Origin of the sequence: Nocardia sp. NPDC056000 (assembly GCF_042269265.1) — a bacterium.
In the GTDB taxonomy this organism is placed as follows: Bacteria; Actinomycetota; Actinomycetes; order Mycobacteriales; family Mycobacteriaceae; genus Nocardia.
Map to the genome: position 1 here is coordinate 162,575 of NZ_JBHJXS010000013.1, position 15,131 is coordinate 177,705.

Annotated in this window: 12 protein-coding genes and 1 pseudogene; 6 read left to right on the top strand and 7 right to left on the bottom strand. The window is 67.9% G+C overall.

Annotated elements, in window-relative coordinates; all coding sequences use genetic code 11:
* Positions 1-65: 65 nt before the first annotated feature.
* The 3 genes from ACFC4D_RS34245 to ACFC4D_RS34255 all read right to left on the bottom strand — a co-directional run bounded on the left by ACFC4D_RS34245 (position 66) and on the right by ACFC4D_RS34255 (position 2,847).
* Positions 66-878, bottom strand: coding sequence for a serine hydrolase domain-containing protein (locus ACFC4D_RS34245; RefSeq protein ID WP_376069402.1), 813 nt, complete (start codon positions 876-878; stop codon positions 66-68).
* Positions 879-888: 10 nt separating this feature from the next.
* Positions 889-2,319: an amino acid permease gene (locus ACFC4D_RS34250; protein WP_376069404.1), complete on the bottom strand. Its 1,431-nt coding sequence runs from the start codon at positions 2,317-2,319 to the stop codon at positions 889-891.
* Positions 2,320-2,472: 153 nt separating this feature from the next.
* Positions 2,473-2,847 (bottom strand): MerR family transcriptional regulator, encoded by a 375-nt coding sequence (locus tag ACFC4D_RS34255; protein WP_376069407.1) that lies wholly within the window; start codon positions 2,845-2,847, stop codon positions 2,473-2,475.
* Positions 2,848-2,892: 45 nt separating this feature from the next.
* Between ACFC4D_RS34255 and ACFC4D_RS34260 the strand changes: the two genes are divergently transcribed.
* The 3 genes and pseudogenes from ACFC4D_RS34260 to ACFC4D_RS34270 form a co-directional block, all read left to right on the top strand.
* Entirely contained in the window at positions 2,893-3,663 is a 771-nt protein-coding gene (locus ACFC4D_RS34260; RefSeq protein ID WP_376069410.1) for an alpha/beta fold hydrolase, read from the top strand.
* 36 nt (positions 3,664-3,699) lie between these two features.
* The gene (locus ACFC4D_RS34265) at positions 3,700-4,890 is read left to right on the top strand and encodes a serine hydrolase domain-containing protein (RefSeq protein WP_376069414.1); all 1,191 of its coding nucleotides are present in this window, start codon (positions 3,700-3,702) and stop codon (positions 4,888-4,890) included.
* 112 nt (positions 4,891-5,002) lie between these two features.
* A pseudogene (locus tag ACFC4D_RS34270) lies at positions 5,003-6,001 on the top strand (agmatine/peptidylarginine deiminase); the annotation flags it as partial.
* Here ACFC4D_RS34270 and ACFC4D_RS34275 read toward each other — a convergent pair.
* Together ACFC4D_RS34275 and ACFC4D_RS34280 are read right to left on the bottom strand one after the other, a co-directional pair.
* Positions 5,998-6,594 carry a DinB family protein gene (locus ACFC4D_RS34275; protein WP_376069417.1) on the bottom strand — a complete coding sequence of 199 codons (597 nt, stop codon included), beginning with the start codon at positions 6,592-6,594 and terminating at the stop codon, positions 5,998-6,000. The pseudogene ACFC4D_RS34270 and the gene ACFC4D_RS34275 overlap by 4 nt on opposite strands.
* Positions 6,595-6,716: 122 nt before the next feature.
* Positions 6,717-7,772 (bottom strand): phosphotransferase family protein, encoded by a 1,056-nt coding sequence (locus tag ACFC4D_RS34280; protein WP_376069420.1) that lies wholly within the window; start codon positions 7,770-7,772, stop codon positions 6,717-6,719.
* 125 nt (positions 7,773-7,897) lie between these two features.
* Here ACFC4D_RS34280 and pabB point away from each other — a divergent pair, with 125 nt between their 5' ends.
* The gene (pabB, locus tag ACFC4D_RS34285) at positions 7,898-10,498 is read left to right on the top strand and encodes an aminodeoxychorismate synthase component I (protein ID WP_376069423.1); all 2,601 of its coding nucleotides are present in this window, start codon (positions 7,898-7,900) and stop codon (positions 10,496-10,498) included.
* Between the two features lie 24 nt (positions 10,499-10,522).
* Here the strand turns inward: pabB and ACFC4D_RS34290 are convergent, their stop codons facing one another.
* Positions 10,523-11,011 (bottom strand): hypothetical protein, encoded by a 489-nt coding sequence (locus tag ACFC4D_RS34290; RefSeq protein ID WP_364638288.1) that lies wholly within the window; start codon positions 11,009-11,011, stop codon positions 10,523-10,525.
* 104 nt (positions 11,012-11,115) lie between these two features.
* Here ACFC4D_RS34290 and ACFC4D_RS34295 point away from each other — a divergent pair, with 104 nt between their 5' ends.
* Positions 11,116-12,798, top strand: a complete 1,683-nt coding sequence (locus ACFC4D_RS34295) for a TerD family protein (protein WP_376069426.1) — start codon at positions 11,116-11,118, stop codon at positions 12,796-12,798.
* A 219-nt stretch (positions 12,799-13,017) separates the two neighbouring features.
* On the opposite strand, the gene ACFC4D_RS34300 is transcribed toward ACFC4D_RS34295, so the two are convergent.
* Positions 13,018-13,821 carry a hypothetical protein gene (locus ACFC4D_RS34300; protein WP_376069429.1) on the bottom strand — a complete coding sequence of 268 codons (804 nt, stop codon included), beginning with the start codon at positions 13,819-13,821 and terminating at the stop codon, positions 13,018-13,020.
* 80 nt (positions 13,822-13,901) lie between these two features.
* Here ACFC4D_RS34300 and ACFC4D_RS34305 point away from each other — a divergent pair, with 80 nt between their 5' ends.
* Complete coding sequence (locus tag ACFC4D_RS34305; RefSeq protein WP_376069432.1) at positions 13,902-15,131, top strand: MFS transporter; 1,230 nt, start codon at positions 13,902-13,904, stop codon at positions 15,129-15,131.

Sequence of the window (15,131 nt, forward strand, 5' to 3'; positions counted from 1 at the left end):
AGTGTTGCCCGAGCTTACTGGAGTGCCCGGAGTTACGTGTGTTACTTGTCCGCCGTGTCGTGGTTCTAGGCAAACTCCGCGATCACGGCATCGCTGAGGGTCGGCCATGCCGCGCGCGCCCAGTCACCGAAATTTTCGTCCGCCAAAGCGAGACACGCCATGCCGACTTCCGGATCAACCCAGAGGAATGTTCCCGATTGCCCGAAGTGCCCGAAGGTGCGCGCGGAATTCGCGCCACCGGTCCAGTGCGGGAGTTTGTGATCCCGAATTTCGAAACCCAGCCCCCAGTCGTTGGGACGCTGCGACCCGTAACCCGGAAGTACGCCATTGCGTCCCGGGAACTGCACTGTGCTTGCCTCGGTGAGCAATTCGGCACTCAAGATAGTGGGGTTCAGCAATTCACCGGCGAACCGCAGGAGATCTGCGACCGAGGATTGCCCCGCATGTCCGGCGGGCCCGGCCAGCACCGAGGACGTCATGCCGAGCGGTTCGAAGACGGCCTCGTGCAGGTAGCGATCGAAGGGAATCGCGGTTTGCTCGGCGACGAAATCGGCGAGCAGTTCGAATCCGGCGCTGGAGTAGATGCGCCGCAGACCCGGTTCGGAGAGCACCTCGGTGGTGTCGAAGGCCAGGCCGGAGGTGTGCGCCAGCAGATGCCGCACGGTGGAGCCGGGCGGTCCGGCGGGCTGGTCCAGTTCGACCGCGCCCTCCTCGACGGCCACCAGAACCGCGTACGCCACAAGGGGTTTGGTCACCGAGGCCAGTCGGAACACCCTTTCGAGCTCGCCCTCGGTATCGGTGACGCCCTTATCCCGGACCACGACACCGGCCGCGGCATGCCGGACCGGCCATTGACGAATCTGTTCCAGCGCTCGCACGATCACGAGCCTACGAGTCCGCGGTGATGGCGTCCGGCCGGGTCCGATTCAACGCGGACCGGCGGCGGCCATAGCTGAAGTACACCACCAGCCCGACCGCCGACCACAGCGTGAAGGCCAGCCAGGTGACCGCGGGCAGATTCCGCAGCAGCCACAGGCACATGCCGACGCCGAGCAGCGGCACCAGCGGGACGAGCGTCCGGAAGGTGCGCGGCAGGTCGGGTTTGGTGCGGCGCAGCACCAGCACGCCGACATTCACCAGGCCGAACGAGACCAGGGTGCCGATATTGGTGGCATTGACCAACTCGCCCAAGGGGATCAGCGCGGACAGCACCGCGACCACGCCGCCGACGATCAGGGTATTGGTGGTCGGCACCCGCTTGGCCCCGACCTTGGACAGCACCTTGGGCATGAGGCCGTCGCGGGACATGGCGACCAGGATGCGGGTCTGCCCGTACAGCACGGTCAGCACCACCGAGGCGATGGCGATGACCGCTCCGGCCGCGAGAATCGTTGCGGGCCAGCTCCTCCCGGTGACCTGCTCCAGCACGGTCGCCAGCGAGGCCCCCGAACTGCTGACATCGTCCACGCCGACGGCGGCGACGGCGGTGAGCGCGACCAGCACGTACACCAGGGTCACGATGCCGAGCGAGATGATGATGGCGCGCGGGAGATCCCGCTGCGGATTCTTGGCTTCCTCACCGGCGGTGGAGGCGGCGTCGAAACCGATGAACGAGAAGAACACCATCGAGGCCGCCGAGCCGATACCGGCGATACCCGCGGGCGCGAAGGGGTGCAGGTTATCGGAGTTGAAGGCCGTAACCGCCACCGCCACAAAGAAAATCAGCACCGCGATCTTGATCAGCGTGGTGACGGTGGTGACCCGCGCACTCTCGCGAATCCCGCCGAGCAGTACCGCGGCCGCGAGCAGCACCACGACCGCGGCGGGCAGATTGACGACCCCGCCCTCGCTCGGCGCGGATGACAGCGCGTCCGGAATCCGCCAGCCGAGCGTCGATCCGAGGAATTCGTTCAGATACGCGCCCCACCCGACCGCGACCGCCGCCACCGAAACCCCGTACTCCAGCAGCAGGCACCATCCGCACACCCACGCGATGATCTCGCCGAGCGTGGCATAGGTGTAGGAGTAGGCCGATCCGGAAACCGGCACGGCCCCGGCCAGTTCCGCGTACGACAGCGCCGAGAAGAGAGCAGCCAAGGCCGCGATAGCGAAGGAGACGACCACCGCGGGTCCGGCCAAAGGCGCGGCCTCCCCCAGCACCACGAAGATCCCGGTCCCCAGCGTCGCCCCGACCGATAACGCGATCAGCGGTACGAGCCCCATGCTCCGCCGCAAGGCGGTGTGCTCACCATCGGAGGTGAGCTGCTCCACGGGTTTGGTCCGCAGCAACGCTGCGGTAATCGACGAGAATCCTGACACGTCCCGCCACGCTACCGGCTCGAACCGCTCTTACCCGCACGCAACCCCGGTGATGAGGGATGCGAGCACAGATGCAGCAATCAGCTCGCGAAGATCGGGCATATCGCGAAAGGTGTGGATCCTGCCGGATGACTACGGCGAATGCGGGTCGAATCAGGTTCCGTAGGGGCGGGATTGGACGGCCTGTTGTTGCAGGGCCAGGAGGGCGCGGCGGTGGGTCAGTTCGGCTATTTGGGTGTCGAGGCGGGTGAGGCCGTCGTGCACGATTTTTCGGGAGTGGTCGCAGTGGGTGATGCCGGTGTCGATGGCGCAGGGCAGTAGGGCGCGGATATCGCGGGTGGGCAGGCCCGCGTCGAGGAGTTCGCGGATGCGGTGGACTCGGGTGGGGGCGGAGTCGTCGTAGCTGCGGTAGCCGTTGGGGTCGCGGTGTGCGGTCAGCAGGCCCTGCTCCTCGTAGTAGCGGAGCAGGCGGGGTGCGACGCCGGTGGTCTGTGATAGTTCGCCGATCAGCACTGTGACCTCCGGCATTCGGGGTTGACCTTCACATCCATGTCAATCCCTAACGTCGCTGCCATGACGAACATTTCGCTCTCCACCACGGTCACCGGATCCGGCCCCGCACTGCTGCTCGCGCACGGTGCGGGCGGCGGCATCCAGGCGAATTTCGGCGGACTGATCCCGCTGCTCGCCGAACGGCATCTCGTGATCGGCCCCGATTACCCCGGCGATGACACCGTGCTGGAGCTGGATGCCCTGGCGGACGCGCTCGTCGCCGAGGCGGATGCGGCGGGGGCGGCGGAGTTCACGATCATCGGATATTCGCTGGGCACCGCGGTGGCCGTGCGCGCCGCCGTCCGCCATCCCGAGCGGGTCCGCGGCCTGATTCTCACCGCCGGTTTCACCCGCCCGGACAATCGCGCGCGGCTCAATGTGCAACTGTGGCAACGCGCCCTGGCCCTAGGTGACCGGGAGTTGTTCGCGCACATCGCACTGCTGGCAGGATTCAGCGCCGATTTCGTTAACGCGCTCTCCCCCGAACAGCTTTCGACGGTGCTGGAACAGCTGGCCGCGAGCGTTCCGGGCGGGACGGCCGCCCAGGCCGCGTTGATCGAGACCGTCGACACCACCGCGGATCTGGCGCGCATCACCGTGCCCACGCTGGTGATCGGCCTGACCGGCGACCTGCTCTCCGATCCCGCGAACGCGCGCCGTCAGGCCGAGGGCATCGCCGGTGCCGAATATCTCGAACTCTCCGGCGGCCATGTCGTCATGCTGGAGAATCCGGAGCCCTGGCATGCCGCGATTCAGGACTTCCTCGCGCGCATCCCCGCATCGGCGCACTGACCCCGCCCGGTGTGTCCGGTTACGATCGGACCCACCATGAGTGAGCAGGTCACGGTCCACGGTGAGGTGGACAGCGGGTTCGGTGCGGTCGCGGATGCTTTTCGGCGGAACTTCGCCGCGCACGGGGAGATCGGCGCGTCGGTCGCAGTCTTCGATGGCGACCGGCCGGTGGTCGATCTGTGGGCGGGTCATCGGGATCGCAAGCGCCGGGTGGCCTGGGAGCGGGACACCATGGCTCCGGTGTGGTCGTCCACCAAGGGCATGACGGCCTTCGTCATCGCATCCGCCGTATCGCGCGGGCTGCTCGATTACGAGGCTCTGGTAGCGAGGTACTGGCCGGAGTTCGGGGTGCACGGCAAGGAGTCGATCACCGTCCGGCAGTTGCTGGATCATCAGGCGGGCCTGGCGGCGCTGGATCGCACGGTGCGCTTGCGCGATATGGCCGATCTGGACGGCCTGGCCGAGATCCTGGCCGCGCAGAAACCCTTGTGGCGACCGGGAACCCGGCACGGGTATCACCCGATCACCGCGGGGCTGTATCAGGGTGAGTTGATTCGGCGGGTGGATCCCGCGCATCGCACGCTGGGGCAGGTATTCGCGGAGGATTTCGCGAAGCCGCTCGGCCTGGACTTCTATATCGGCCTGCCGGAATCGGTTTCGCTGGATCGGGTCGCCGAACTCTCCGCCACCGAGGGCCTGGATATCCTGCGCTACGAGCGCGATCTGCCGGTGCGCATCGGCGTGCAGCTGTACGCCAAGCGCGGACTCTCGTTCCGCGCCTTGAACTCTCCGCAGGTGGGTGCGCCCGCGCGCGCCGCACGCCGGGAATTCCTGGAGGTGGAGAGCCCGGCCGCCGGTGGCGTCGGCACGGCTCGCGCGCTGGCGCGGGTGTACGGCGCGGCGGCGGGCGGCACCGCTGAGCTGCCCATCGACGCGAAACTGTTGGACCGCTTGGCATCCGCCGAAACCGCGAAGGACGTCCCGGCCGAGGATCTGGTGCTGCTCACCCCGAGCCGCTATCACCTGGGCTTCCGGAAGTCCTGTGGCAGTTTCCGTTTCGGTACCGATGCCCGCGCGTACGGCACCACCGGTTACGGCGGTTCCTTCGGATTCGCCGATCCGGCAACGGGTCTGGGCTTCGGCTACACCATGAATCGCCTGGGCATGGCGGTGCTGGACGATGTACGCTCCCGGAATCTGCGCGAGGCCTTGCGTCGCAGCGTGTGACCGCGTTCCTACCCGGGACCGCCGGTCCCAGCGGCTAACCTCGTATTCGCCAGCGGTTTGCCCGCATATCCGGACGGGCGCCCACGAGGTCAGGAGCCGTTCGATGCAGCGATACCGCATGCCCGAGGAAGGCCGCCCGCACCAGCGCACCTGGATGGCCTTCGGTGCGAGCGAACGGGTCTGGACCGCGGATCTGCTACCGATGGCGCAGCGCACGCTGGCCGATATCGCCCGCGCCATCGCGCGGTTCGAACCGGTGTCCATGCTGGTGCGCCCCGAGGAATTGGCGGTGGCACGCGGTCTGGTCGGCCCCGATATCGAATTGCGGGAAGCGCCGCTGGATGATCTGTGGCTGCGCGATTCCGGTCCGGTCTTCGTGGTCGACGAGACCGGCGCGCAGGCCGGTGTCGACTTCAATTTCAATGGCTGGGGCGATAAGCAGGAGCATGCCGAGGATGCCCTGGCGGCCAGTTTCGTGACCGCGCAGGCGGGTGCGGAGGCGGTCCACACCGAACTGGTGCTGGAGGGCGGCGGTATCGAGGTGGACGGCGCGGGGCTGGCCATCATCACCGAAAGCTGTGTGCTGAACGACAATCGGAATCCGGGCTGGACCAAACCGGAGGTGGAGCAGGAGCTGGAACGACTGCTCGGCATCGAGAAGATCATCTGGCTGCCGGGTATCGCGGGTCGCGATATCACCGACGGCCATACCGATTTCTATGCCCGCTTCGCCCGGCCGGGCGTGGTGGTGGCCGGGCTGGAGAACGATCCCGACGCCTACGACTACGAGGTCACCCGCACGCATGTGCAGATCCTGCGCGAGGCCACGGACCAGCATGAGCGCCCGCTGCGCCTGGAGGTGATCGAGGGCCCGGACACCGTCCGCCCGGAGTGGATCGACGCCGATTTCGCGGCGGGCTACCTCAACTTCTACGTCTGCAACGGCGGTGTCATCGCCCCGGAGTTCGGTGATCCCCCGCGCGATGCCGCCGCCAAGACCACCTTGGCGCGGTTGTTCCCCGATCGTGAAGTGGTGCAGTTGAATATCGACGCCATCGCGGCGGGCGGCGGCGGTATCCACTGCACCACGCAGCAGCAACCGCGCGTCTAAGCCGTTGCGGCGCGCCGCTTCTCGACATCGTGCACGTGGTGCACGAGATCGTGCAGGAAGTAGCTGCCCAGGGTCCGCACGGTGAACAGCGATCCATTGCTGCGCTTGGCCGGGCGATCGAGTTCCGCGGCGGGCACGGATTCGTATGCGCGAGCGGTGTTCTCGGCGGCATCGCGCAGGTCGGCGGCGACCTGCGCGATGCGCTGCGCGGCGTAATCCTCCGCGAGCGCGGTCTCGTCCTGATCCCAGTTGGCGAACATGGGAATGCCGGATTCGTCGATGACGACCGCGGCGTCGTAACCGCCGATCACCGGTCCGGGCCGCGCGGATCCGGTGCGGGTGATATCGAGCCGATGCTCGAAGATCCGGCACACATCGCGCACGTGCGCGGCGTATTCGAGGGTGGACCAGGTCGAATCATCCGGCCGCACAGCGGCATTCGGGTCATCGAGGGCGGCGGTCAGAGCGGCGGCGCTGCTGCGCACCTGACCCGGGATGGCATCGAAACGCACGGCGCTCGGGTCGTACCCGCATTCGTCGCAGGTGCGTTCGAGCACCCAGGTCCAGTCCTTGGCATCGGGAACGATCGGCATGCGAACAACGTACGATGGCGCAAGCTTTTCGGCCACCAATATCCCGCCAGGCGGCATAAAGATCGCGACAAGTTTGCCGAACCGCGAGTGCCGCCCCGCCCGAGCGGGGCGGCACTTGAGCCTCACTCCATCAACTGATGCGCCTTGCCGAACAACTCCAGGGTGATGGCGTGCAGGAAATCACCAACCTGCTTGGGCGCCTTGCCCGCGGCCGCGCGCGCGTACGTGCCCTCCAGCACGATGCCGAGCTTGAAGCACGCCAGCACCGTGTACCAGGTGACATTGCTCAGATCGCGGTCGGAGAACTTGCCGTAGTGCTCGATCATCTCCGCGGCGGTGGGCAGGCCGCCGACCGCGCCGAGGGTGCCGATGAGCGCGGCCCCGGTGGTGCCGGGTTCGGGGCGGGTGGCGATCTGCCAGCCCAGATCCAGCAGCGGATCGCCGATGGTGGACATTTCCCAGTCGACCATGGCCGCGACCTCGGGGCCGTCGAAGGAGAACATCATGTTCGCGAGGTGGCAGTCGCCGTGCAGAATGCCGGGCGTCCATTGCGCGGGGCGGTTGCGGTCGAGCCAGTCGCCGACCCGGTCCACGCCCGGGATCTCGGGCCCGGCATAACCCTCGTTGACGCTGTAGGACTCCAGTTCCTTGAGCCAGCGCGGCACCTGACGTTCCAGAAACCCTTCGGGCTTACCGTAATCCGCGAGTCCGAGCGCCTCGTGATCGAGCGAGCCGAGCCGCGCGATGGCCTCCACGGCGGACAGGCCCATCTGCCGCCGGATCTCCGGATCGCCCGCGTGCAGCGGTGGCAGTTCGTTCTGCGGGTTGAAGCCGGTGATCGGTTCCATGAGATAGAAGTTGGCCCCGATGAGCGATTCATCGGCCCCGGCCGCGATCACCCTGGGCGCGCGGATACCGGTTCCGGCGAGAGCCTCGAGAATGCGCGATTCGCGGCGGATCACATTATTGCTCGCGGCCCGCAGATGTTTGGGCCCGCGCCGCAGCACGTAGTCACGACCGCCTCGAGTGAAGCGCAGCATGATGTTCTGGGTGCCGCCGCCGAGGGGTTTCACCTCCTCGAAGTCACCGCCGGGCAAGCCCTGCTCGTCCATCCACTTCCCGACAACGGCGAAATCGACGATGTCGCGATCCACATCGACCGGCTGCACTTCAGACATGTCCCACATTGTGCCGTAACCGTCCAGCACAACTGAAGGCATATGCCCGCAGAAGTGGTTTCGGCCTCGTTCACGCAGGTCGAGACCGGGGGCGCGAACGGTGGTGGCGTAAAGTTGCCAGCCAAATGCGCACGCTGCTGATCGACAACTACGACTCCTTCACCTACAACCTGTATCAGCTGATCAGTGAGGTGAACGGGGTGGAGCCCGTTGTCGTGCGCAATGACGAGGTGCGCGAGCTGTCCGAGTTGGAGCTCGGCCGGTTCGACAATATCGTCATCTCCCCCGGACCCGGCCGCCCCGATGTCGCGCGCGATTTCGGTATCTCCGCCGCGCTCATCGCGCATGCCGAACTGCCGTTGCTCGGCGTCTGCCTCGGTCATCAGGGCATCGTGCTCGGCGCGGGCGGGCTGGTGACCGCCGCGCCGCGGGCCCGGCACGGGTTCCCGGATCGCATCACCCATGACGGCCGCGACCTGTTCGCTGATGTGCCACAGGATTTCACGGCCGTGCGCTATCACTCGCTCGCGGCGGCCCGGCCGCTGCCGGAAGCGCTGGAGGTCACCGCGACCACCTCCGACGGTGTCGTCATGGGGGTGCGACACCGCACCCGCCCGCAGTGGGGCGTGCAGTTCCATCCGGAATCCATTGCCAGCGAGTACGGCGCGCAGCTGCTGCGGAACTTCAAGTCCCTCACCACCCTTCACGCCGGACGCCGATGGCTGCGCGGCGCGGTGGTGGCGCTGCGGCCCGCCGAGAGCGCGGATGTGCCCGCGCTGGCGGCGATTCGGGCGACACCCGAGGTGCGCCGCTGGTGGCAGACCGACACCGATCCGAACCCGCAGATCGAAGCCGAACTCGCGGACCCGGATTCGCGGGGCTGGGCGATCGAATACGACGGCCGGGTGGCCGGGCTGATCCAGTGGTACGCGGAAGAGGATCCCGAATACCGGCACGCCGGAATCGATATCTACCTCGATCCGGCACTGCACGGGCGCGGTATCGGCACCGACGCGGTGCGCACGCTGTCCCGGCATCTGTTCACCGAGCACGGCCATCACCGGCTGGTCATCGATCCGGCGGCGGACAATGCCGCGGCGATCGGCTGCTATCGCAAGGCCGGATTCCGCCCGGTCGGCCGGATGCGGCAGTACCAGCGCGGCAGTGACGGCAGCTGGCAGGACGGGCTGATGATGGAAATGCTCGCCGACGATATGGTCGCCGAGCCGCTCGCCCCGGACACCGAAAGCACCCTGCCCGCAATCGATTGCACGGTCGAACAGGTCGTGATCGAGCGCGCCGTGGACACGGAGGCATTGTTCCTGCGGCTCTACGCGGACGCACCGGCCGCCTTCTGGCTGGACAGTGAACATGTGGAGCCCGGCCTGGACCGCTTCTCCTTCCTCGGCGACGGATCGGGTCCGCTCGCCGAAATGGTCCGCTACCGCGTGGGATCCGGTGCGGTGCAGGTGGATTCCGTGACCGGCACCCGCACGGTGCCCGGCGGGGTACTGGATTACCTATCCGGCGAACTACGCCGCCGCCGCATCGAATTCCCGGACGTACCTTTCGATTTCGTCGGCGGTTACGTCGGCTACCTCGGCTACGAGATGAAGGCGGACTGCGGAGCCCGCGCCGCCCACCACTCCCCCACCCCGGACGCCCAGTGGCTCTTCGCCGATCGCGTCATCGTGGTCGACCACGAGGCCGGCCGCACCCACCTGCTCGCCCTCGCGGAATCCCGCACCGCCACCCCGGATTCGCTTGCCGCCGCGCGGGATTGGCTCGCCGCCACCCGGGCCATCGTGGAGACGCTGCCGACCTGGGAGAATCCGCCGGATCTGGCGCTGCGCACGGATGAGGGCGTGGTCGCGCCGCTGCTGACCCGGGGCCGGGAGCGGTATCTCGCCGATGTCGCGGCGTGCCAGGACCAGTTGCACGCGGGCGAGTCGTACGAAATCTGCATTACCGACAGCGCATACCTCCCCGCCGACAGCGACGGGTTGAGCGTCTATCGCACGCTGCGGCGCTGTAATCCCGCGCCCTACGCGGCTTTTCTGCGTTTCGAGGACCTCGAGGTGGCGTGCTCCTCACCTGAACGTTTCCTCAAACTGGATCGCACCCGCACGGTGGAGAGCAAGCCGATCAAGGGCACCGCGCCGCGCGGGGAGACGCCCGGCGAGGACGATCGGCTGGCGGAGACCCTGGCGCTGGATCCCAAGACGCGCGCCGAGAACCTCATGATCGTGGATCTGCTGCGCAATGATCTGGGCCGGGTCTGCGAGATCGGCTCGGTGCACGTGCCCAAGCTCATGGCGGTGGAGACGTATACGACTCTGCACCAACTGGTTTCGACGGTGCGCGGCACCCTGCGCCCCGGACTCGGCGTGATCGACGCACTGCGCGCGTGCTTCCCCGGCGGCTCCATGACCGGTGCGCCGAAGCTGCGCACCATGGAGATCATCGACGCCCTGGAAACCGAAGCCCGCGGCATCTATTCGGGCACCATCGGCTTCCTCGGCCTCGGCGGCACCGCCGACCTGAATATCGTCATTCGAACCGCGGTGCGCCACAACGGTTCCTGGCGCGTGGGCGCGGGCGGCGCGATAGTCCTGGACTCCGACCCGCACGACGAATACCAGGAAATGCTCTGGAAGGCCGCCGCCGCCCTGCGCGCCCTGCCCGGCCTGGCTGTCGCCCCGAAGGCACCCCTCCCCTCGGCCTGAGCGCGCGATATCCGGGCGCGAACGCTATTTGATGCGACGGGGTTTGGGCGCGGGTTCCGGTGCGGCGGTTTCGCGGATGGCCCCGGTGAGGCGGCCGAGCAGGGAGACGCCGGGGAGCTTCTCCAGGCGGCCGAAGGCGTCCTCGGCGACGGCGCTGAGGCTCTCCAGTCGGGTGAGGAGCTTGTCGTAGGCGACGAAACCCGGCTCGGCCAGCGCCAGGGTGCGGTCCAGGCGGTCGATGGTGGAGTTGAGGCGTTCGATCGCGATGGTGAGGTTTTCGATGAGGTCGGGCAGTTGCGCCGCCAACTGCATCGACGCCGGTGGCAGCCGCACGGCGGTGTCGAATGCCTGGGTCGCGGTGAGCTGGGCGGAGTCGAGCGCATCGCCCGCCGCGGCCTGTGCGGCCAGCACCGCGGCCTGTGCGGCGGCGAGGATATCGCTGGGCATGGGCACGCGCGGGGCCTGCGGCTTACCGCGCGGCGGCTGCTGGCCCGGTTCCTTCGGTGAGGTCATGAGTCCACTGTGCCGCAGCGGCGGCCTCCCGTAAATCACGTTCGGACCGGGTGTTTTCCGGCGGCTCCGAAGCTGTCGGGGGTGCGTGGCATAGTTCGATCACAATGAAACTCACCAAGGGTGGCCATGCGCCGGTTCCGACATCGCTTCTGACGGTTGTCCTTTCGTGGCAATCCGATCATGAGGTGGATGCGCACGCCTTGTTATTGGCCGAGGACGGCCTGGTCCGCTCGGACAGAGATTTCGTTTTCTTCAACGCTCCCCGGCACGTCTCGCAGGCGGTGACGCTCGATCCCGAGCCCGCGCCGGGCACCGCGCGGCTGTCGGTTTCGCTGCCGCGCACCGAATCCGAGGTGGCACGGATCGCGGTGACCGGTTCGGTGACCGGCTCCTTCGCCGACGTCCCGGGCTTGATCCTCACCGTCTTCGACCACAATCGCCCGGTGGCCTGGTTCGAGGTCACCGCGGCGGAACCGGTGCGCGCCATGCTCTTCGGCGAGTTCTACCGCCGCGACGGCGACTGGCGATTCCGCGCGATCGCCCAGGGCTGGGCGAGCGGGCTGGCCGGAATCGTCACCGAATTCGGGGTGCGGGTGGATGATCCGGCCGACGCGGGGCGGGCCGAGCCACCCGCCCGCGCGCCCGGCTCGGAGCCGTCACCGCGTCCGGGGCGGCGCGGATTCGCCATCGAACGGGAGGTGCCGCCCGCTCCGCCGGTGCTGCCGCCGAATCCCGAACGGGCGGACTGGCATCCGGATCCGCATGGGCCGGGGCTGCGGTGGTGGGATGGGGAGGCGTGGACGGCGACCACGCGCGCGGCACTGTCCGTGGACGCCCGGCACTGTGCGCGCTGCGGGCGGCCGCGCCGCTGGCGGTTGTTCGGCGGCCCGGCGCTGTGCCGGGAATGCTCCGAGGAGATCGAGAAGTACCTGTCGGGGTGGCGCGGCCGCGCCGAACGGGTCTTGCGCACCGCCGGACCGCGAGGTTCGGAGTGGGACAAGCTGTGGGCGGCGCTGCGCTATCAGCGCATCGAGGCGGCGGCCGGATTCGGCACGCTGCGGCCCGCGGCGCAGGACCATATGGAACGGCTGGTCACGTTCGCGTTCGCGGACGGAGTCATCGATCAGTCCGAACTGGACGATTTCGAGGCCGCGATCGCCGCGCTGGCGCTGGACGGCCCGCTCATCGAGGATCTGCGCCGCCGCATGGGGCGCGGCCGCATGCTGACTCGGCTGCGCTCGGGCGAGCTGCCGGTGCTGGGCGCGACCGGCCTGCACCTGGATCCGGCGGAGCGTCTGCATCTGAATGTGCCCGCCATCCACATCAGGCAGTTGGCACGCGGCCCCAAGCTCACCGAGGGCCGCCTCATTTGCAGCAATAAGAAGCTGCGTTTCACCGGCCCGGATACCGGCACCGAAATGCCTTGGGCGCGCGTGGTTTCGGTGACCGCGATGAGCGGCCGGGTCTCGGTGGCCGCCACCTCCGCGCGCGGCGGCGCGGTCTTCGAGGTGGCCGATCCCGATCATGTCGCCGCCACCATGGAGGGTGCGCTGCGGGTGGCCAAACGCCTCACGCTGTCACCGGGCCGCCGCGATACGCGCAGTATCTCGCAGGAGATCAAGGCCCAGGTCTGGCAGCGGGACGGTGGTAAATGCGTCGAGTGCGGCGAGAGCCACTATCTCGAATTCGACCACATCATTCCGTTGAGCCGGGGCGGAGCCACCAGCGCCGCCAACCTCCAGATCCTGTGTCGCGCCTGTAATCGCGCGAAGGGTGCCAATCTCTGACTGTCGTGCGCCCCATTGCGCAAACCCCCCGACCACGCTGTCGGGACGCCGTCACCAGATCCGATGGAGCCGGGTCGATGACCTGACTCCATTCTCGGCGGCCGTGACCAGGCACGACATCGGTAATTCCCCCGAGATACCCCGTATTTCTCCCGGGGTACGTATGGTCCGCGCGGCGCAGTCGCCGTCACCTTCGCGGTGTAGTCGCCCGGTGGCCGGTCAGTTGCGGCGCACGCGCTGCACGGCGGGTTCGGCGCAGAATTGCTGGGTGGCCTCGCCGAGGCTCAGTCCGGTGATATTGAGTCCGCCGGAATCGATTGTGGTGCAGGTGGTTCCGGCGACCTTGCCATTGCCGTCGTCAATCGGGCGGACCTGGGCGGTCAGCAGCGGATGCAATTTGTCCGTCATGAAGGTCCAGAATTCGATATCCCAGGCGGCATAACCGGCGCGCGAGGACACCACCACGTAGTTCGCGGCCGAGGTGTCCATACCGACTCCGGCCAGTTCGCCCGAGCGGTGATAGTCGAGGGCGTCACCGGTGGCGTGGTAGATCGCGTAGCGCGCGTTGGCGGTGGCCAGGGCGAGCGGAATGATCAGTTCATCGCGTCCGTCATTGTCCAGATCGCGGAGTTTGGGGACGGTTCCGGCGACATCGGTATCGGATTCCACGATGGTCTGCCGGGCCGAGCCGTTCGCATCGAGCACCGCGACGGTGGTGGTCATATGCGCCCGGCTGCCGGTATGCCGGATCTCGAAGCCGAGTCCGGCGATATCGTGGGATTGCAGCCGGCAGTCGGGAGCCGTTGCGGCCGTGCCGATATCGCCGCAGGGCTGCATCACCGCGCCGGGGGCGGCACTGGGCGGGGTGGCGGGTTCACCGGTGGGCGCGACGGTGGTCGAGACGACCGGGGCGGCGCTGCCCGCGAGGTTCGGCGCGGGTTCGGCGCTGCCATGTGAATCGCAGCCCGAAAGTAGTAGTGCGGCGACTGCGGCCGCGGTGCCGACCGCCGGGTTCCTCCCCATACCGGCGAGGATAGCCGTCTGCCGCCCGCTACACGACGTCATGTGCACATCTGCGCACTCATTGGCGTATGCTCGGCGCCATGCTCGATGTCCTGCGGCACACTCGATTCCGGCGACTGTTCACCGCGCAGGTGGTCGCACTGCTGGGTACCGGCCTGCTCACCGTGGCGCTCGGCCTGCTCGCCTACGATCTGGCGGGCGCTCGCGCCGGAGTGGTGCTCGGCACCGCGCTCGCGGTCAAGATGCTGGCGTATGTGGCTGTCGCGCCGTTGATTTCGGCGCTCACCGAGCGGGTGCCGCGCACCGTACTGCTGGTCTCGGCGGACGTCCTGCGCGCCGCGATCGCGCTGGCGCTGCCGTTCATCACCCGCACCTGGGAGATCTATCTGCTGATCGCACTGCTGCAATCGGCGTCGGCGACCTTCACCCCGGCATTCCAATCGGTGATTCCCAACGTGCTCCCGGATGAGCGGGATTACACCCGGGCGCTGTCGCTATCGCGCCTGGCCTACGACATGGAATCGCTGCTGAGCCCGATACTGGCGGCCGCTGCGCTCACGGTGATCAGCTATCACGCGCTGTTCGTCGGCACCGCGGCCGGTTTCGTGGTGTCGGCGACCATGGTGCGCGCCGCGCGCCTGCCCCGGTTCACCGGTGACAGTTCCGGACCACTGTGGGCACGGATCACGCACGGGGCGCGCATCATGACGCGGCGTCCGGTACTGCGCGGCCTGCTGGCCATGAATCTGGTTGTGGCGGCGGCTACTTCACTCGTCGTGGTGAATACCGTCGTCTATGTCCGGGATCGGCTCGGCGGCACGAATTCCGATGTGGCGCTGGCGCTGGGCTGTTTCGGGCTGGGCTCCATGCTGGTGGCGCTCATGCTGCCTCGCATCCTGACGGGCGTCCCGGACCGCGCGGTCATGCTGACCGGATGCCGCATCCTGCCGGGGGCATTGGCCGTGGCGGCGGTGATTCCGCTGCTCGGCCCATTCACCGGCAGCGCACTGCTGTCCGTGACCTGGATCGCGCTCGGTGCGGGCACCTCCATGATCAACACCCCGTCCGCGCGGCTGCTGCGCGCCGAATCCGATTCCGCCTCCCGCACCGCGGTTTTCACCGCGCAGTTCTCGCTCTCGCACGCGTGTTTCCTGCTCACCTATCCCATCGCGGGCGGGCTGGGCGCGGTGGCCGGGCTGCCGATCACGGCGGTGGTACTCGCGGTGATCGCTACACTGGCAGCTACGACGGCCGCGCGGGTGTGGCCCGCGCTCGCCCCGGTGGGTGGTGAGGTGACGGCAGGAAGGTGA

Bases quoted from the DNA above. Each gene is read 5' to 3' on its own strand.
- ACFC4D_RS34265 (WP_376069414.1), top strand. From the start codon at position 3,700: ATGAGTGAGCAGGTCACGGTCCACGGTGAGGTGGACAGCGGGTTCGGT.
- ACFC4D_RS34255 (WP_376069407.1), bottom strand. From the start codon at position 2,847: ATGCCGGAGGTCACAGTGCTGATCGGCGAACTATCACAGACCACCGGC.
- ACFC4D_RS34260 (WP_376069410.1), top strand. From the start codon at position 2,893: ATGACGAACATTTCGCTCTCCACCACGGTCACCGGATCCGGCCCCGCA.
- ACFC4D_RS34290 (WP_364638288.1), bottom strand. From the start codon at position 11,011: ATGACCTCACCGAAGGAACCGGGCCAGCAGCCGCCGCGCGGTAAGCCG.
- pabB (WP_376069423.1), top strand. From the start codon at position 7,898: ATGCGCACGCTGCTGATCGACAACTACGACTCCTTCACCTACAACCTG.
- ACFC4D_RS34295 (WP_376069426.1), top strand. From the start codon at position 11,116: ATGAAACTCACCAAGGGTGGCCATGCGCCGGTTCCGACATCGCTTCTG.
- ACFC4D_RS34300 (WP_376069429.1), bottom strand. From the start codon at position 13,821: ATGGGGAGGAACCCGGCGGTCGGCACCGCGGCCGCAGTCGCCGCACTA.
- ACFC4D_RS34275 (WP_376069417.1), bottom strand. From the start codon at position 6,594: ATGCCGATCGTTCCCGATGCCAAGGACTGGACCTGGGTGCTCGAACGC.
- ACFC4D_RS34280 (WP_376069420.1), bottom strand. From the start codon at position 7,772: ATGTCTGAAGTGCAGCCGGTCGATGTGGATCGCGACATCGTCGATTTC.
- ACFC4D_RS34305 (WP_376069432.1), top strand. From the start codon at position 13,902: ATGCTCGATGTCCTGCGGCACACTCGATTCCGGCGACTGTTCACCGCG.